We start from the raw sequence: 18,202 nt of genomic DNA, 5'->3' as shown, positions 1-18,202 counted from the left end.
TTACACGCCGACCGATTTCATCAATTGCAGCAGCAGGTCGCGGCTGGCCAGCACGGTGCCGCCGGCCGCCTTGACGGGGCGCAGACGGTGCGCACAGACCGGCACCAGCACCGCTTGCACGTCCTCGGGGATCACATGATTGCGTCCTTCCAGCGCCGCCCAGGCGCGCGCCGCCTGCAACAGCGCGATCGCGGCGCGCGGGCTCATGCCCTCGGCAAACATGCCGTTCTGGCGCGAGGCCTGCGCCAGCGCCTGCAGGTAATCGATCAGCGCCGGCGCCGCGTGAATCTGCCTGAGCGCGTGGCGCGCCGCCAGCAATTCGGCCGGCTGCATCGCCAGCGGCAATGACTTGAGCATGCTGCGGCGGTCGTCGCCCATCAGCAAGGCGCGTTCTGCGGCGGCATCCGGATAGCCGAGCGACAGACACATCAGGAAGCGGTCCAGCTGCGACTCGGGCAGCGGAAAGGTGCCGACCTGGTGCGTCGGGTTCTGCGTCGCGATCACGAAAAAAGGCACCGGCAAGTCGCGCGTGACGCCATCGGCCGTCACTTGCCGTTCTTCCATCGCCTCCAGCAGCGCCGATTGCGCCTTGGGCGTGGCGCGGTTGATTTCGTCGGCCAGCAATACCTGGGTAAATACCGGACCGGGGTGAAACACGAAGCCGTTTTTTTCGCGGTCGAAAATTGAAATCCCCACCACATCGGCCGGCAACAGGTCACTGGTAAATTGCAGCCGGTTGAACTGCAGGCCGAGCGATATCGCCAGTGCGTGGGCCAGCGTGGTCTTGCCGACACCCGGCACGTCTTCGATCAGCAGATGGCCACCGGCCAGCAGGCAGACCAGCGACTGGCGAATCTGCGTTTCCTTGCCGACGACGATCTGGCCGACTTGCTGGGCGACTGCGTGAATTTTGGCGAACATGGATTTTTTTCAGGTGTAATTGATGGTGTTGTGGTTGGTTGAGCCGGTCGCCCGCATTCTTCGTTACACTAGGAGTCTGTCGGACTTATGGAAGATCGGCTGTTAAAGTCCCTGAGCGGTACAGTGTCACCGGCTTTTTGGTCAATAGCTCGCTATTGACACTGCAAATCCGGCGAAATCTGTCCTCGTTCAACTAATTTTTCGCTTCGATTCCGCAAGTCCGACAGGCTCCTGACAATTCTATGCGAGAACGCGCCGCCGCCGCGTACCAATTACCATGACGACCGCCATCTACACCCATCCCGATTGCAAGCGCCATGAAATGGGCGAACTGCACCCCGAATCGCCGGCGCGCCTGCAGGCCATCGAAGACCAGTTGATCCTGAGCCGCATCGACGGATTTCTGGACCATCGACAGGCGCCGCTGGCGCAGCTGACCGACATCGGCCGCGTACACAATGCCGATGCAATCGCGCTGGTGCGCGACCATTTGCCGCCCGCCCAGAGCCCGCCCGGTTCGCATGACAGCTATTACTGGCTCGATCCCGACACCGCGCTCAACCCATACAGCTATCAGGCGGCGCTGCGCGCGGCCGGCGCGGCGGTGGCGGCGACCGATGCGGTGATCGCCGGCGACATCGACAATGCATTCTGCGCGATCCGGCCACCCGGTCATCATGCACGGCCGAGCATGCCGATGGGTTTTTGCTTGTTCAACAATGTCGCGATCGCGGCGCGTCATGCGCTCGAGGTGCATGGCCTGCAGCGCGTCGCCATCGTCGATTTTGACGTGCATCATGGTAATGGCACCGAAGAGACATTTGCCGCCGAACCCCGGGTGCTGATGGTCAGTTTCTTTCAGCACCCGTTTTATCCGTTTACCGGCACCGACCATCCGAGTGCCAACTGCGTCAATCTCCCGGTGGCTGCGTATTCCAAGGGCGACGTGGTGCGTCAGCTGGTGACCGAAAAGTGGCTGCCGGCGCTGCACGCGCACCGGCCGGAAATGATCTTCATCTCGGCCGGGTTCGATGCCCATCGCGAGGATGATCTCGGGCAGATGGGCTTGGTCGAAGCCGATTATGCGTGGATCACGCAACAGGTGATGGCAGTCGCGAAGCAGTATGCGCAAGGGCGCATCGTCAGCTGCCTGGAAGGGGGCTACAACCTGTCGGCGCTGGGGCGCAGCGTGGTCGCACATGTGAAGGTGCTGGCGGAACTGGATTGAGCGTCTACTACAAAAATATACTCCATCGCATTCATGTTCAATCCGCACGTAACTAAATCACATAATTAACATACTCCGTCGTAATTAGATTCATCCCTGATTTCCCCGGGGCCGCGCCGTTGCCGTCGCGCCAAGCGACATGCCGTCAATCGAGCCTGACAGGCGCCGTCCAAGTCCGTAAAATAGCGTGCTTAATCAATATAGTGCATCAGTCGGCATCTCCGCCGCATTGCGCAACCATCTCCAAGAAGGCAGCATGTCGATACAATGGTTCCCCGGCCACATGAACGCCGCCCGCAAGAAAGCGGCGGAAACCATGGAGGTCACCGATCTGGTGATCGAAGTGCTGGATGCGCGCCTGCCGCAGGCCAGCTGCAATCCGATGGTCGAGCAACTGCGCTTGCACCGGCAGCGCCCCTGCCTGAAATTGCTGAACAAGAGCGATCTGGCCGATCCGGCTGCGACCCAGGCCTGGATCGCCTATTACAACAGCCAGCCGAACGTGCGCGCGGTCGCGCTGTCGTGCAAGAATCCGGCCGATGTGGCGAAGATCCCGGCCCTGTGCCTGAGCCTGGCCCCGCATCGCGGCGTACCGACCAAGCCGCTGCGCATGATGATCATGGGCATCCCCAACGTCGGCAAGTCGACGCTGATGAATGCGCTGCTCAAGAAGCGCGTCGCCAAGGTCGGCGATGAACCGGCCGTCACCAAGTCGCAGCAGCGCCTGTATTTGGGCAAAAACATGACACTGACCGACACCCCCGGCATGCTGTGGCCGAAGATCGAGCTGATCGGTGATGGCCTGATGCTGGCGGCCAGCCACGCGGTCGGCACCAATGCGGTGATCGAGGAAGAGGTCGCCACGTTCCTGGCCGAGCTGTTGCTGGCGCGCTACCCGCAACTGGTGGCGGCGCGCTACAAATTGAACATGGAGCACATCGATGGCGTCGGCGTGATCGAAGGCATCGCCGAGCGACGCGGCTTCCGGCTCAAGGGCGGCGATAGTGATTTTGAAAAGGCGGCCCACACGCTGCTGCTCGATTATCGCAGCGGCGCGCTCGGACGGATCAGCCTAGAGACGCCGGAAACCCGCCAGGTCGCGCTGGCGGCACATCAGCAACAGCAACAGGACAAGGCCCAGCGCACGGCAGCGCTCGCAGCAGAGAAGGCGGCCGCGGCCGCCATCGGCAAGCGCGGTAGCTGAATCTTCGTACGGCCGCATGGCAGGGACCAAGGCAATCAATTCAAGCGGAGAGAACCCATGAGCAACCCGGAATCGCGCAACGCCGATGCCATCGTCGTCAAGTCGCACAGCGGCGGCATCGTCACGCTGACCCTCAATCGCGCCGATAAATTCAATGCGCTGTCAGAGGAAATGATCGCCGCCCTGCAGGCGGAACTGGACACGCTGGCGCAGGACCCATCGGCGCGCGTGGTGGTGCTGGCGGCGGCCGGCAAGGCTTTCTGCGCCGGCCACGACCTCAAGCAAATGCGGGCCCAACCCGGCATCGACTATTACCAGACCCTGTTCAAGCAATGCAGCAAGCTGATGCTGACCATCCAGAAATTGCCGCAGCCGGTCATCGCACGGGTGCAGGGCATGGCGACGGCCGCCGGTTGCCAGCTGGTCGCGATGTGCGATCTGGCCGTCGCGGCCGATAGCGCCAGCTTCGCGGTATCGGGCATCAACGTCGGTCTGTTCTGCGCCACGCCCGCAGTGCCGCTGTCGCGCAATGTGACGCGCAAGCAAGCGCTGGAGATGCTGCTGACCGGCGACTTCATCGATGCCCGCACCGCGCTGGCGCGCGGACTGGTCAATCGCGTGGTGCCGATCGATCAGCTCGATGCCGAAGTCGGCAAGCTGTGTGCCAGCATCGCCGCCAAGCCGGCTGTCGCGGTGGCGATGGGCAAGCACCTGTTTTACCAGCAGTCCGAGATGGGGATAGAGGCGGCGTATCAACTGGCCGGACAGACCATGGCCTGCAACATGATGGACGAAGCGGCGCTGGAGGGGGTGCAGGCGTTTATCGAGAAGCGGACGCCGCGCTGGAAAGTGTGAAGCGGGTAAATGGTGTGAATCGGACCAGGTTCGGGTTCACTTCCCAAGGAATCAAAACGGCGCATTAGAATCGTGCGTTCGCCGGAACGGCTACGATCAACTCTTATAGCGTTACCCGATGAAAAGTCGATGCTAAGTTATCCGTCGGTTCCCTGTTATTCGACGCTCAAGTAGCGCTGTTGTTCACCTCGCTTCGTGCGAGGTGAATCGTCTTGATTCTTGTCATGAGCTACATTTCGTCGCTATGGACAGCGAACATGCGGCGTGAGGCCTATATGTTCAATAAACGGTGATTTTCCGACGCAAAAACAAAAAGCCAGCGTTTTGTTAGTGCTGACTTTCTGTTGTGGAGCAGTCATTTTTCGTGCAAGGGGCTTATGTTAAATGGTGCGAATTTGTGAATGCCGGCAACAGAAAGTTCACGAATCAGCATAGTGGACGTTGGCGTCTTTTGCCCCTTGAGTCTCTTGTTGCCGGCTAACTAATTTTTATTAGAAGCTGTGGCGCACGCCAAGGTTGAATGCCTTGTCGCCAGTACCGACTTCAGCATTGTTGCCGACGGTGTAACCGGCGCCATTCTTGTTCTTGATCCGCGCATAAGAACTATAGAGGCTGGTACGAGTGGACAGGGCATAGGTATAGCCGAGTGCCCATTGGTCAGCATCCTGATTCAAGCTGGTTTTGTCGTCCTTGCGAATATACGAAGCGAGGATCGTGCTGGCGCCAAACGGCACTGCGACACCGACCAGGAAATCCCTGCTGTCGGTAGACGCAGTCGGTTTAACACCGCCGAAGGGATTCGTCGTGTTCGGTAAAGCGGCGCTGTTTGTGCCCTTATCGATACCGTATGCCAGGAATGCCTTTGCCACGCCGAAGTTGTAGTTCGCGGCCAACAGCGTATTCCTGCCGATGTCCTTGCTCGACGCAGCGACGGCCGGAACGGCAGCAACACCGGCAGCGGCGGTGATATCGCTATTTCGGTTGTTGTAGGCGAGGCGGACATTCAACGGGCCATTTGCGTAAGCGAATGCGGCCCCAAACTGACGGCCAGCGGAGTTGCTGCCGGCTTGCTCACCCAGGCCATAGGCGAGTTCGCCAGAAAAACCGCTCACATTTGGCGATGTGTACAGGATGGTGTTGCTGGTACGCGTGTTGTTGCCTGCAGTAGGGAACAAGTTTTTGGCGCTGCCTGCATAGCCGGCACCGAACGGATCAGCAACCGTGCTGACGGTGAGGTAAAGCGGTGTGTATTGACGACCCAGCGTCACCGCACCGAAGCCGTTTTTTAATCCGACGAAGGCCTGGCGATTGAAAATTGAGCCGGCCACATCCGATTCACCGGTATCGATTTTAACGCCGGATTCCAGCACGAAGTTTGCAGACAAACCTCCGCCCAGATCTTCCGTGCCGCGGAAACCCAGGCGCGAAGCAGAAGCCACGCCGCTGGTCAATTTTGTAACGGAGTCGGCAACGCCACCGCGCTCATTCACAATACCGGCGTCGACGATACCATAGATGCTGACGGAAGATTGCGCAGAAGCAATTCCTGAAAAGGCGCTCAATACTGCAATTGCAACAAGTGATTTTTTCATTGTGTAATTCCCTGGTTGGTAAAGTTATTTTTTTTGGTATATCGGGTACGGCTTCCTACGTTTTTACATAGAAACTGATGTTACGCAGCCCGCAATGCCTGAAGCCGGCCATTGGCTTGCTGGGTTGCCTTGATAAAGAGCTTTGTGCGAAGGGCGAAGTGGCTGGTGCTGTGTTTTAGTTTCAGGCACTCATACCCAGGCTGCGCGAGGGGGACATTTCATATTCGCGGTAGGTAGAGACGCTCAGCGGCGTGATGACTGCCGCCCGCCATTCGGTGGGCAGGGATCGCTGCCAGTCAGGGTGGCAGATTCCGAGCGGTGACAGTGGCATGGATGGGCGGAACGGGATGCGGACTGGAGATTCATCGTCTTTTTTTCAAGCAAGCAAAGCGACAGCTTTGATCTGCGCCCAAACCGGCTGGTCAGGAGTAATTCCCAGTTCGCGGCATGAGCGCTCGGTGATGCGGGCGAGCAAGGGGGTGGCGCCGACACGCATCTGCACCAGCACATGGCCCGGGCTGTCGGTGGTTGCGATAGCGGTGATCGTGGCGGGCAGGATGTTGAGAATGCTCGAAGCCCGTGGCCGCTCCAGCGCCAGGCTGACGTCGCGGGCATGGATGCGGCAGCGCAGCCGGCTGCCCGGCGCTTCCGGGCGGCGGCCGACATGGATGCAGCCGCCGGCGAAATCGAGTTGCGAGAGATTGTCGGCCTCGTGCCCGGACAGCGTGGTTTCCAGCACCACGCCAGCGTCGTCGGTGAAAGCCGACGGCAGGTCGGCGCGGGCCAGGGTTTCGCTCAGCGGCCCGCTTGCCGCCACCCGGCCGCCATCGAGCAGGACCAGGTGGTCGGCCAGGCGCGCGACTTCGTCCGGGGAATGGCTCACATAGATCACCGGAATGGAAAGCTCGTCGTGCAGACGCTCCAGATAGGGCAGGATTTCCAGCTTGCGCTTGAGGTCCAGCCCCGCCAGCGGCTCGTCCATCAGCAACAGGCGCGGCGCCGTCAGCAGGGCGCGGGCGATGGCAACGCGCTGGCGCTCGCCGCCGGAAAGGATGGCTGGCATGCGTTCGAGCAGGCCGGCGATGCCCAGCAGGTCGGCGACGGCGGCGAGGTCGAAACGCTGTGCGGTGTCCGCTGCGCGTTTTTGCCCGCGAATTTGCCCGAATTCCATGTTGCGTCGCACCGACAGATGCGGAAACAGGCTGGCCTCCTGGAAAACGTAGCCAAGCGCCCGGCGATGCGTCGGGACAAAAACGCCGCGCTGGTCGTCCTGCCAGACTTCGTCATCAATGGTGAACAGGCCGCCCGGCGCGCGTTCTAATCCGGCCATCGCGCGCAGGCAGGTGGTTTTGCCCGAACCGGAAGGGCCGAAGAGGGCCGTGATGCCGCGGCCGGGCAGGACCAGATCGATCTCGAGACTGAAGTCGCCACGGTCGACGCGGAAGCGGGCGTGAATGTTCTGGCTCATTGCCCTATCCTCCCTGCTCGCGGCTGATGGGTATACAGCATCAGCAGGACGAAGAAGCTGAAAACCAGCATGCCACCGGCCAGCCAGTGGGCCTGCGCGTATTCGAGCGCCTCGACGTGGTCGTAGATCTGGACCGAAACGACCCGGGTCTTGTCCGGGATATTGCCGCCGATCATCAGCACCACACCGAATTCCCCGACCGTATGAGCGAAACCGAGGATGGCGCCGGACACGAATCCCGGCCGGGCGAGCGGCACGGCCACCGACCAGAAAGTATCCCAGGGACCGGCGCGCAAGGTGGCGGCGACTTCGAGCGGCCGCTCGCCGATGGCCTCGAACGCGTTCTGCACGGGTTGCACCATGAAGGGCAAGGAATAGAACACCGAGGCGATGACCAGGCCGGGAAAGGTGAACGGCAGGGTGCCCAGCCCGAGCGCTTCGGTCAGTTGCCCGACTGGTCCCTTCGGCCCCATCGCGACCAGCAGATAGAAGCCGAGCACGGTAGGCGGCAGCACCAGCGGCAGTGCCACGACCGCGCCGATGACGCCCTTCAGACGCGAGCGCGTGCGCGCCAGCCACCAGGCGATGGGGGTGCCGATCAGGAGCAGCAGCACCGTCACCGCGCTGGCGAGCTTGAGGGTCAGCCAGAGGGCGCCAAGGTCGGCATTATCCATATCAGTTACGCGAAATAACGGGGCGAAGCTTGCTGAAGGTGTGCCTCATAGTTCGTAACCATAAGACTTGATGATGGCGCGTGCCTTGTCCGTCTTGAGATAGTCCACTAACGCGATGGCCGCCGGCTTGTTGCGGCCTTTGGCGAGAACCACTGCATCCTGGCGGATGGGGGCGTAGAGCTTGCTTGGCACGATCCAGGCGGAGCCGGAGGTGACTTTCCCATCCTTGAACACCTGCGAGAGAGCGACGAAACCGAGCTCGGCATTCCCGCTGGCGATGAACTGGTGGGTCTGGCCAATGTTCTCGCCCTGGACGAACTTGGGCTGGATGCCCTCCATCACGCCGAGCTTTTTCAATGCCTCGACGGCAGCGGCACCGTAAGGCGCGGTCTTCGGGTTGGCCAGCGCCAGATGCTTGAATTCACCTTTTTTCAGGACCTCGCCCTTGCCGTCGACGTAGCCTTCTTTCGCCGACCACAGCACCAGCTTGCCGATGGCGTAGGTGAAGCGGGTGCCGGGAGCGGTCAGTAATTCCTTTTCCAGTCTCGCCGGGGTGGCGTCATCGGCCGCCAGGAACACTTCGAACGGCGCACCATTGCTGATCTGGGCGTAGAACTTGCCGGTGGCGCCGAAGACGAGCACCGCTTTATGGCCGGTATCCTTCTCGAACTCGGCGGCAATCTGTTGCATGGGTGCTGTGAAATTGGCGGCGACGGCGACCTGGACTTCGTCGGCATGGGCAGCAACAGTGAGCAAAAACGCGGAACATAGCGCGGAAAGCAGGGCGGTGAGGCGGGTCATGAGATTTCTCCTTGGATCAGGTGTAAAGGCAAAGAATGACGGACGAGGCCTTGAACACGGCGCAGGCCCGTTCGCCGATGGCGAGGCCGAGCTTTTGCACGCTGTCGTGGGTCACCACCGCACAGACGGTCTTGCCGCCGGGCATGACGAGGGTGATTTCACAGTTGACCGGCCCGTCGAGGATGCGGGTAACCTCGCCCCACAGGTGGTTGCGGGCGGAAGTTTTCAGGTTGGGGTCGGTGAGCAGCAGGACGGACGAGGATTTCACCAAGGCATTGACTTCCATCCCGATCTGCAGGCCGAGGGTTTCCGCCGATTCCCGCGTGATAATGGCGACCAGTTCGTCGTCTGCGCCCAGCCGCAGCCGCACCTCGAAATCGATATCGCCTTCCCGCAGGCCGATAACCGTCCCGGCAAACTGGTTGCGGGCGCTGGTTTTCATGGACATGCGCTTCAAGAGTTGGCGGAATTGCTTGAAATCCCCGGCCTGGTCGTTGTTCATACTCTCCACCAGGCGGTCAAGGGCGCCCTGGTATTCGGTGTCCAGCGCCCGGTATAACGCTACCACCTTGCGCCCGTAATCGGTCAGTAATGTGCCGCCGCCATGGCGCCCGCCTGCCGAGCGGATCACCAAAGGATGGTCGGCCAGGTTGTTCATGGCGTCGATCGCATCCCAGGCAGCCTTGTACGAGAGGGGAACGGCCTTGGCGGCCTGGGTGATCGAGCCGTGACTTTCGATTGCTTCCAGCAGGCGTATCCGGGTATCCCCTAGAAAGGTGCCGAACTCGGTATCGACTTCGAGCTTGCCGCGCAGGCGATGTCGGTCTTGTTCCATATTTGTCGCAATATTGTATTGTATATAACGGTGGCGATAATAACTCGATTTGAGCCTATTCGCCAGGAAATTTGGCAAGCGTTATGGCTGTTATTGCGCAGTGGGTTATCCTAGACTGTTCCCATCCCCAACCAGAATCGCTCTATCGAATGGGACATAGCGGGGATATGGCGAAAACCAGCGCCAGCCGAGTCACTGTTTCAAGGAGAACAAGATGAAAGTTAGTGCACGCAATGTATTCAAGGGCAAGATCACAGCCCTGGTCGACGGCGCAGTGAATGCAGAAGTCGAACTCACCACGGCGAGCGGCGACACGATTGTCGCCATCATCACCGAAGGCAGCGTCAAGTCTCTGGGCCTGGCGGTCGGCAAGGAGGCCGTCGCCTATGTCAAGGCACCATGGGTCATGGTGCTGGTCGGCGATGCCGATGTCCGTTTTTCCGCCCGCAATCAATTCGCCGGCAAGGTGACGAGCCTGACCAAGGGCGGGGTCAATGCCGAGGTCGGCATCGAATTGCCCGGCGGTACGGTCATTCATGCGGTAATCACCAACGAGGCGGTTCTTGAACTGGGACTGAAGCAAGGCGTGGCGGCCACGGCTTTGATCAAGGCTAGCCATGTGATACTGGGTGTGCCTGCCTGATTATTGGGCAAAGAGCATGTATTGGGCAAAGAGCATGGTCGCCCAGAGGTCTGGTAATAAGGATTCAAAAAAATCGGGATCTGGCGCGGCCGGACAGACGCGGTCGGACAGACGCGGTCGGACAGACCATGGCCTGCAACATGATGGATGAGGCGGCGCTGGAGGGGTGCAGGCGTTGGTCGAGAAGCGGACGCCGAGCTGGAAAGTAGGATGAGGCGAATGGCGTGAATCGGACCAAGTTCGGGTTCACCTCACCAAGGATTCAAAACGACGTATTAGATTCGCGCATCTGCGGCAATCAAGGCACTCAGTGCGGGCATGTCTTGAATAACGCGAACTCATGGCTACCACCGCGCTCGGCGCCATATCGCTGCCATCGCGGGCGCGCGCTGCAGCGCCCGATCGGAAGCCACCATATCATAGTGGCTAATGCAATTCCTGCCATGCTGCTGGCCTTGTGTTTTAAAACGGTGACGCTTAAAACCGATTGGCGTATCTAGCGTGGCGCGGACATTTCGTTGCGAAAAACGGATGCCAAGTTTGCCGGCTGACAAGCGGCTGGATTGAAAGCGAAGACCGGGATCGACGCTGATGGTCGCCGCACCGCACCCACGGATTGCCGGCGCGCTTTATTTTCTGCGTCAAGTGACAGAAATTGAGCCCCAATGGCAAACCACTCGTCGCTCGATATGACCCGTTGTGCTAGCGGCAACAACTCATCTTCTTCTTTGGTTAATCGTTGCAGCAGGTTATTGCAATAGAGTTCGATGGATGAATACAACTCTTTTACTGCAACCGCCCCTTGATCAAAAGCTTGCCGCACGCACTCTCTGACTGATCCGAAAATACGCAGCCCCATGGCACTTAACGATTCCAGCTCGGCAAGGAGCGAATCGGCTTCTTTTGTTGCTTTCTGGATGGCGGGAATCACGTAAAGCTCGACTTTGCGTCTGTGACAAGACTCATCGAGTTTGGCAAGCTGACTGACGATCGATTCAAGAATCACGGGGTCGATGTGCCCCTTGTCCGCTGCGCTGTCCTGAACTAATTGTTGGGCCGTAGATAAGAGCTTATGTGCCCTCTTTTGTTCCACTGAAAGACTGATCAGAGCGTAAGTAGCTGTTAGCATTTTGTCTCCTTCATTGTTAGTACATGCCACCCCGAACCACATTGGGGGGAGTTAACAGAAAGAATCAGATGGGATCAAAAAACGGGGGAAACGGTTGAGGCGAGGAAGCAAGTATAGGAAGAAAATATTCAGATCACAAGACACTTCCGTCTTGCACTGCACCAAAAACGCGCACCTCGGTGGGTTATCGGGGGATCGAACGCGGTGCGCGTGGACCGTAGTGGAAAGCAAATTTTTCTCCATGAGCGGTTTTCCTGGAATTTAAGAAATCTCTGTTACACACCATGGGATTACGCGGCGAGCGAAGTATGGAATCGTATATGGCTTCCAGGTTTGGGTCCCGTCGGTCGAATGGTTGTCGATCTCCGACTGTTCAATACCGCGCATCGGATCTGCAGTAACGCGCTGGGGTCTTGTGGGGAACTAGCGCATCTGCTGGGCTTCACACCGCACTGGCGTTGGCGCCCATCACCGACGCGCTCAGATGCACAAAGCTGCTGCGAAGGTCGTGAAAACGACGGCCTGCGTTTCTCCCCGCACTCAAGCATCGGGCGCCAAACGTCCACGCGCCAGCTTTGCAGTGTGGTTCGATGTTGCAATTCGCCTCCATTTGGCGGACAGAATACCTGTCAACTTTGACAGGTTCGTTCAGCGAATTGATAGTGCCATGCCGGCATTTCTGGAGCCATCGATCTCCAGTTTCCCTGGCGCTCGGCACACCGCTTTGCAGCGTGTCGCCGCCCCGGTATCCGGTCCATTTTCATAGTGCACGCTCGCCCTGGAAGCGCCGCGCCGCAGCTTGTGCTCTGTCGTCGGCGTCGCTCCAACTTGTCGGGCAAGAGCGCCCTTAAGTGTTCGCAATCGCGCACTCATTCATAGTAACTATGCAAACTAATCATTTCAGACTTGGCGGGTTCCTTGAGTAATATCACGTCGTCGTCTGGTAGGAACAATGCACGCGACGAATGTGTTTCGCCAAACCTTCCCAGAGCGCTTGGTTCTGGCACCCCGGCAAGTAGATTGGTTTTGAAAATAAATGAAAGGTGGGAAATTGAAAAAAGTAGCCTGGTTGATCGTCAGTTGCTTGAGTCTGCTTACTGCCGCGGCCCATGCCGAGCCGGAGCAGGCAAAGGTAACAGTCGAGCATAAATTTGACGCGTCTGTCGACACCACCTGGGGGAAATTGGGCCGCTTCTGCGCCATCGCGGAATGGCAATCGCTGGTCGCCAGCTGCGTTGTCGAGGAACGTCAGGACGGCATCTATCGGATCGTCGGAATGCATGATCACACCAGCTTCACGGAACGCCTGGAAGAGTATTCGCATGGCGATCACGCTTTCACCTACACGATCAAGAGCGGCCCGTTACCGATCAAGGACTACCGCTCGGAATTTCGTCTGATTCAGGTCGGTGACGGACAAACCAGACTGGTGTGGAAAGCCTGGTACACGGTTCCCGCAGGTATCGACGAGAAAACGGTGGCCTTCAATCTGCGGGAGTTGTTCGCCAACGGCATCAAGGGAATGATCCCGCTGCTCGCTGCCACGCGATAGATGAATTGACGCAAGTGATGCAAGTGATGCGGCTGGTCGGACAAGTCAATCAATTAATTTTTTGAGGAAAAGCAAAATGATTTTAGTTACAGGCGCAAGCGGCAACGTCGGCACACAAGTGGTGCGTCGTCTGGCCGAAAGAAATATTGCTGTTCGCGCGATGACGCGCAATTTGCCGGCTGACGGCAAGGTCGGAACAGTCGAATGGGTGAAGGGTGACTTTGACGACGCGGCCAGTCTGGCGCGGGCGATGCAGGGAGTCGAGAAAGTGGTGCTGATTTCGCCAGCGCATGCCGACATGCTGGAGCACCAAAGCGCTGTTATCGACGCCGCCAAAGCTGCTGGAATCAAACACATCGTCAAACTGTCCGGCCTCGGAGCCAGTCCCGACGCGCCGATCCGATTGCCGCGCTTGCACCATGAGATCGAGCGCAGGATTGTCGCATCGGGTATCGCGCATACCTTCGTGCGACCGAATCTTTTCATGCAAGCGCTGTTGGGTTCCGCTGAAACCATTCGTGACGACGGTGCGATTTACGCCCCGGCCGGCAATGGTGCGATCAGCCTCACCGATGTCAACGACATTGCCAGCGTCATCGTCGCTGCCATCAGCCAGGCTGGCCACGAAGGAAAGGCCTACGACATCACCGGACCGGAGGCGCTGACCTACGCACAGATGGCAGAAACGATTGGCAATGCATTGAATGCGCCAGTCCAGTACATCGATGTTTCGTTGGAGGTGGCTCGTGATTCGATGCGCGCGAGCGGTATGGGCGATTGGCTGGTGGTGGCTTTTCTGGAGCTGTTTTCCATTTATCGGGCCGGCTACGGCGCGGCCGTGTTTAGTGACACGGTAAAGCAGGTGACGGGACATCCTGCCAACAACTTTGCAGCGTTCATGAACACGCACAAATCCGTTTTCGGCGAATTGAAAGCGGCATAGACGCCCAGGCTCGGACCAGGTCAGGGCCGGTCCAATCAGCAAAATACGAGCAAAGGGATGAACATGGAACACAGAACAGTTGTCGTGGTTGGCGATAAATTTTCGGAATTTGGCGCACTGGACGGTGCGATTACGGTATCGAAACTGGCCAACATGATCGATGGCTTGGTTCCCGAGAATGAAATGCCGCGGCATGTCATTTTTGGACAGGGTATTTCGGAGAGCTGGCTGAATTATTTAAAAAACCGGGTGGCTACGCATAGTTTGCCCATCCAGTTTTCCGGAGAGCGGCAAATCAGCGAGCGTACTGGACGTCGTTTTTGCCACAAATGGCAGCGGCGCAATGTGCTGATTACCGATCCGCAACACGTCGGACCCAAGGATTACCGGATGTTGCTGTCGGTCGATGATGATTGCGAAATCATGTCGGATCACGTGAGCGGACATCATTTGCAAGGCATGGTGTTGATCGAGGCGGCACGCCAGGCCTTCCTGGCGGTGACGGAGCGGTTCTTGCTGCCTGACACCGGGAAATACTACTTCGCGATCAACAAATTCGATGTCACTTATCTGAAATTCGTATTCCCATTGCCGACCGAAATCCACTTTGAGTTGCTTGAAGCGGATGACAGCCGCAGTGAGCGCCTTTCGGCGAGCGCGAAGATCGCGTTCTATCAGGCCGGGGAGCGCGTGTGCGAGGTCGACGTCAGTTATATGGCGATCGTCGAAACCATTCTGTCAGCGAAGGAAAAGAAGTTGGCGCAGGGCATCCTGAGCCAGATCAGGTCGAACGCAATGCGGCAGTCGGCAGAAGGTGCACTGGTCGCCTGAGTTCGCACGCTTCTGCAGACTGCGAGGGGCTCAGATCCTGGCAGGTTTCAATGATCTGGCTCCGCAGCCAGGCCGAGATAGGACTCTTGGACTGACGGCGAGGCCAGACCAGATGAAATAGATGCGATTGGCTCTCGAAAGGGAGTTCGTGAATCCGGATAGCGTAAGCCTGTGCAAATTGTCGGGCCAGGCGGCGCGGCAAAGTGCATAGATACGGTTGATTGATGATCATCTGCGGAACCGCCAGAAACATGTGTACGGCCGCAATGACTCGGCGCTGGTGCCCCATCTCCGCCAGACGCTCGTCGACCCAGCCGTCTTTGCTGCCAGTGTATGAAACCAGGACGTGATCGCACGCGAGATACGCGTCCAGCGTCAGTCGCTCCCGGATTAGCACATGGTCGCGCGCGCTGATGACCACATAGTCCTCGCGAAACAACGGGTGCGCGGCGATCTGCTCATCGGTTGGCAGCGAAGAAATGATCGCGCAATCGATCACGGTATGTTCGATCAGATGGGCCGCGTCCAGGTAGGTGCAGGCGGCAGTCGACAAAAAGATCGAAGGGGCGCGCCGGCTAATGAGGGCGACCAATTGCGGCAGGATGACGGCGGAGACGTAATCGTTCGCGCCAAGTTTAAATTGTACTGCCAGCTCCGCGGGATTGAAGTCGCTCGTCGTCAGGGTCGCGGTTTCCAGCAAAGCGAGTCCTTCAAGGATCAGTGGCGCCAGGATTTCCGCGGTGCGAGTGGGGCGCATTTCGCCCTCGGTCCGGTAGAACAGGCGCTCGTTGAAAAGATGATAGAGCCGATCGAGCGCGCGACTGACGGCGGGCTGTGTCATTGCCAACTTGTCGCCGGCGTGTGTCAGATTTTTCAGGCTGTAGACGGCCGAGAAAACCTTGAATAGATTCAAATCAATGGATTTTTGCCTGGTTGTTTTCATGTGAAATGAACTGAAATTTGAAGAAACTGATCCGGAAGATTGATCCATCCGGTCGTTGTGGCGTCGGCGCCGACGTCCCGAAATCCGGCCGCGAAAATTATCGCATGATTAAGGTTGATAGCTTGATATGAAGACAAACCACGTGTCCGTACTGATCGTCGGAGCCGGCCCGGTCGGACTGGCGACTGCAGCTCTATTGCGCCAGCACGGTGTCGCAGTCCGCATCATTGAAAAGAACAAGGGCCCGACTCCGTATTCGAAGGCGATCGGGATTCACGCCCGTACGCTGGAGAGCATGCATGCACTTGGACTGACCGAGCAATTGATTGCCGATGGCCATCCGATGCACAAGTTTCGATTGGTGGAAGACGGGCGCACCATCATGGCGGCCGGTTTCAGCAACATCGGGTCCCCGTATAGCTTCGTGCTCGGTCTGCCGCAAAGCCGTACCGAGCAGAACTTGCTGGCGCGTTTTCAAGAGCTCGGAGGCAGCGTTGAATGGGGCACGCATCTGACAGGCATCACCAGCTGCGGCAACCCCGGCATGCCGGACGCACCGGCTGTCGTGCGCGTGCAAGACGCCGATGGCGTCGAACAAACGATTTCATGCAATTGGCTCATCGGCGCGGACGGCAGCCGCAGTGCCGTGAGAGAGATGGCGAAGATTGCCTTCCCCGGTGGCGACTACGGCAATGCGTTCATTCTGGGCGACGTGAAAATTGACTGGGATGGCCCAAAATATGATCTTCAGTTTTTCCTGTCCGGCAAAGGATATTTGTTGCTGATTCCCATGCCCAATGGGATGCACCGCATCATCGCGCAGACCGACCAGACTTACGAGGACTTCCAGCAAGGTGAGCGCCCCGCGACCACGCTGCAGGAACTCCAACAAATCGTCAATCGGAACGGGCCGGGCAACTTGCGCGTGCATTCGCCGCAATGGCTGACGTGCGCACCGTTTTATCACCGGCTGGCCGACACGGCGGTCAAAGACCGGATAGTGCTGGTCGGCGATGCCTTCCATTTATTTAGTCCGCTCGGAGCGCAGGGGTTGAATACCGGCTTCCAGGACGCCTTCAATCTGGGCTGGAAGCTGGCATTTATCGAAAAGGGCTGGGCCGATCCCCAGCTGCTTCACTCTTACAAGGACGAGCGCGAGGCAATTGCGCGCCGGATCGCAGCAGTCACCACGAAGACCACACGCTACATTACCGCGACATCGCTGCCGCAACGGCTGCTGCGTCGCTACGCCACCACCTGGTACAACCGTACCGAACGAGTTCAAACGGCGTTGCCGCGAATGCTCGCCGGTTTGATGCAAAGCTATGGTGCGGACGCCGCGCTGTCCGGCCTATCCGCGGCCGGATTACCGCAGGCCGGCAGTCGTTTGCCGCATGCCTGGCTGCCGAGCGGGCAGGCGCAAAGGCCATTGGCAAGCTTGATCCATGGCACCAGGTTCACGTTGCTTCTCGTGATAAATCGGCTTGACGAGCAATCGCTTTCAGCGCTCGGGCAGTTCTGGAATGCCAGCAACAGGAGTCGCTTCCCGTTTCTGCAACTGACCGTGATCGCACGCGAAACGGCACTGTGGCAAGACAGGATGCCGGCCGGTTGCGACCTGATTGACGATCGGCTGGGCAGCCTATTCAATGCATTGAACGAATACCGGGAAGCCATGATTCTGGTTCGGCCGGACGGATTTTGCGCGTTGTCGTCGAAATCCTGGTCCTTCGACGACATCGTCCGCTATTTTGCAAATTGCCATTTCGATGCACAGAGCGCCATATCCGCTGTGTCCACGCAGGAAGAGAAACTATTGTATGCAGCCTAAGCCACGCGCCGCGTTCTTCGACATCGACAATACCCTGCTTAATCTGAAATCGATGTTTTCGTTCCAGGAGTATTTTTATGCCCACGCGCCGCAACAGTGGCGCGGCCGGGGCGACTCTTATGCCCACTTCGTCGAACTGCTGCACAGCTATCCGCAACGGGATGACCGGCTGGCGCTGAACAGATTTTTCTATGAGAGCTATGAAGGCAGGCGCCAGGCGGATGTGAGCGCGCTTGCCGAACGTTGGTTTGCCAGTCTGCTGCAGCAACACGGCGGCCGCTTGTGGCTGCCCGCCGCGCTCGATTTGGCGCGCCGCCTGAAGGCCCGGGGATACCTGCTGGTTGCCGTGTCCGGCTCTTGCCACGAAATATTGACCCCTGTGCTGCGGCACCTTGCGTTCGATCATTGCCTGGCGACACGGCTCGAGGTGCAGCACGGACTCTATACCGGAAAAATCCTGCCCCCGCAAGTGATCGGCAACGGCAAGGCGCAGGCGCTGCTGGAATACGCGCGGTCGCACTCTCTCGAGCTGCAGCACTGCGTGGCCTGCGGCGACCACATCACCGATCTGCCGATGCTGGAGGCGGTGGGCATGTCGTATGTGGTGGCCGGTGATAGCGCGCTGGAGCAGGTCGCGCGCATACGCAATTGGCCGGTCCTGGATGCCATGAACGCTCTCCATGCCGCGGATCTCGCGCATGCATGACGATCGGAGTTCACATCGACCATCAGTCGCCAATGTCAAATAGGTC

The 18,202-nt window shown here is 58.8% G+C and carries 17 protein-coding genes; 9 read left to right on the top strand and 8 right to left on the bottom strand.

Annotated elements, in window-relative coordinates; translation table 11 throughout:
- Positions 1–921 carry an AAA family ATPase gene (locus ACFOFO_RS04145; protein WP_390326551.1) on the bottom strand — a complete coding sequence of 307 codons (921 nt, stop codon included), beginning with the start codon at positions 919–921 and terminating at the stop codon, positions 1–3.
- A 277-nt stretch (positions 922–1,198) separates the two neighbouring features.
- Between ACFOFO_RS04145 and ACFOFO_RS04140 the strand changes: the two genes are divergently transcribed.
- From ACFOFO_RS04140 to ACFOFO_RS04130, 3 genes are all read left to right on the top strand, one after another.
- Positions 1,199–2,149 (top strand): histone deacetylase family protein, encoded by a 951-nt coding sequence (locus ACFOFO_RS04140; protein WP_390330912.1) that lies wholly within the window; start codon positions 1,199–1,201, stop codon positions 2,147–2,149.
- Positions 2,150–2,405: 256 nt separating this feature from the next.
- Positions 2,406–3,353: a ribosome biogenesis GTPase YlqF gene (ylqF, locus tag ACFOFO_RS04135; protein WP_390326549.1), complete on the top strand. Its 948-nt coding sequence runs from the start codon at positions 2,406–2,408 to the stop codon at positions 3,351–3,353.
- Positions 3,354–3,410: 57 nt separating this feature from the next.
- The gene (locus ACFOFO_RS04130) at positions 3,411–4,208 is read left to right on the top strand and encodes an enoyl-CoA hydratase (RefSeq protein WP_390326547.1); all 798 of its coding nucleotides are present in this window, start codon (positions 3,411–3,413) and stop codon (positions 4,206–4,208) included.
- 491 nt (positions 4,209–4,699) lie between these two features.
- On the opposite strand, the gene ACFOFO_RS04125 is transcribed toward ACFOFO_RS04130, so the two are convergent.
- The 5 genes from ACFOFO_RS04125 to ACFOFO_RS04105 all read right to left on the bottom strand — a co-directional run bounded on the left by ACFOFO_RS04125 (position 4,700) and on the right by ACFOFO_RS04105 (position 9,578).
- Positions 4,700–5,800 (bottom strand): porin, encoded by a 1,101-nt coding sequence (locus tag ACFOFO_RS04125; protein ID WP_390330911.1) that lies wholly within the window; start codon positions 5,798–5,800, stop codon positions 4,700–4,702.
- Between the two features lie 376 nt (positions 5,801–6,176).
- Positions 6,177–7,268: a molybdenum ABC transporter ATP-binding protein gene (modC, locus tag ACFOFO_RS04120; protein ID WP_390326545.1), complete on the bottom strand. Its 1,092-nt coding sequence runs from the start codon at positions 7,266–7,268 to the stop codon at positions 6,177–6,179.
- Positions 7,265–7,942, bottom strand: a complete 678-nt coding sequence (gene modB / locus ACFOFO_RS04115; RefSeq protein WP_390326543.1) for a molybdate ABC transporter permease subunit — start codon at positions 7,940–7,942, stop codon at positions 7,265–7,267. Before modB ends, modC begins: the two co-directional genes overlap by 4 nt.
- Before the next feature lie 45 nt (positions 7,943–7,987).
- Positions 7,988–8,743 (bottom strand): molybdate ABC transporter substrate-binding protein, encoded by a 756-nt coding sequence (modA, locus tag ACFOFO_RS04110; RefSeq protein ID WP_390330910.1) that lies wholly within the window; start codon positions 8,741–8,743, stop codon positions 7,988–7,990.
- Positions 8,744–8,759: 16 nt separating this feature from the next.
- A complete protein-coding gene (locus ACFOFO_RS04105; protein ID WP_390326539.1) occupies positions 8,760–9,578 on the bottom strand; it encodes a TOBE domain-containing protein in 819 nt (272 codons plus the stop codon).
- Positions 9,579–9,792: 214 nt separating this feature from the next.
- Between ACFOFO_RS04105 and ACFOFO_RS04100 the strand changes: the two genes are divergently transcribed.
- Positions 9,793–10,221: a TOBE domain-containing protein gene (locus ACFOFO_RS04100; protein WP_390326536.1), complete on the top strand. Its 429-nt coding sequence runs from the start codon at positions 9,793–9,795 to the stop codon at positions 10,219–10,221.
- A gap of 496 nt (positions 10,222–10,717) precedes the next feature.
- On the opposite strand, the gene ACFOFO_RS04095 is transcribed toward ACFOFO_RS04100, so the two are convergent.
- Positions 10,718–11,350 carry a hypothetical protein gene (locus ACFOFO_RS04095; RefSeq protein ID WP_390326534.1) on the bottom strand — a complete coding sequence of 211 codons (633 nt, stop codon included), beginning with the start codon at positions 11,348–11,350 and terminating at the stop codon, positions 10,718–10,720.
- Between the two features lie 1,051 nt (positions 11,351–12,401).
- On the opposite strand from ACFOFO_RS04095, the gene ACFOFO_RS04090 reads away from it, so the two are divergent.
- The 3 genes from ACFOFO_RS04090 (at position 12,402) to ACFOFO_RS04080 (ending at position 14,676) form a co-directional block, all read left to right on the top strand.
- Positions 12,402–12,902: an SRPBCC family protein gene (locus tag ACFOFO_RS04090; protein WP_390326531.1), complete on the top strand. Its 501-nt coding sequence runs from the start codon at positions 12,402–12,404 to the stop codon at positions 12,900–12,902.
- A gap of 76 nt (positions 12,903–12,978) precedes the next feature.
- Positions 12,979–13,845 carry an SDR family oxidoreductase gene (locus ACFOFO_RS04085; RefSeq protein WP_390326529.1) on the top strand — a complete coding sequence of 289 codons (867 nt, stop codon included), beginning with the start codon at positions 12,979–12,981 and terminating at the stop codon, positions 13,843–13,845.
- Positions 13,846–13,908: 63 nt separating this feature from the next.
- Entirely contained in the window at positions 13,909–14,676 is a 768-nt protein-coding gene (locus ACFOFO_RS04080; protein ID WP_390330908.1) for an AfsA-related hotdog domain-containing protein, read from the top strand.
- Here the strand turns inward: ACFOFO_RS04080 and ACFOFO_RS04075 are convergent.
- On the bottom strand, positions 14,627–15,619 hold the full coding sequence (locus ACFOFO_RS04075; RefSeq protein ID WP_390330906.1) for a LysR family transcriptional regulator: 993 nt from the start codon (positions 15,617–15,619) through the stop codon (positions 14,627–14,629). The genes ACFOFO_RS04080 and ACFOFO_RS04075 overlap by 50 nt on opposite strands.
- Positions 15,620–15,746: 127 nt before the next feature.
- Here ACFOFO_RS04075 and ACFOFO_RS04070 point away from each other — a divergent pair, with 127 nt between their 5' ends.
- Positions 15,747–17,450: an FAD-dependent monooxygenase gene (locus ACFOFO_RS04070; protein WP_390330905.1), complete on the top strand. Its 1,704-nt coding sequence runs from the start codon at positions 15,747–15,749 to the stop codon at positions 17,448–17,450.
- Positions 17,440–18,156 (top strand): HAD family hydrolase, encoded by a 717-nt coding sequence (locus ACFOFO_RS04065; protein ID WP_390330903.1) that lies wholly within the window; start codon positions 17,440–17,442, stop codon positions 18,154–18,156. Before ACFOFO_RS04070 ends, ACFOFO_RS04065 begins: the two co-directional genes overlap by 11 nt.
- Positions 18,157–18,202: the final 46 nt, after the last annotated feature.

The organism is Pseudundibacterium arcticum, assembly GCF_042646465.1.
GTDB classification, from domain to species: domain Bacteria; phylum Pseudomonadota; class Gammaproteobacteria; order Burkholderiales; family Burkholderiaceae_D; genus Undibacterium_A; species Undibacterium_A arcticum.
The sequence above is the reverse complement of the archived record's forward strand: the minus strand, read 5'-3'. Positions and strand labels throughout refer to the sequence as shown.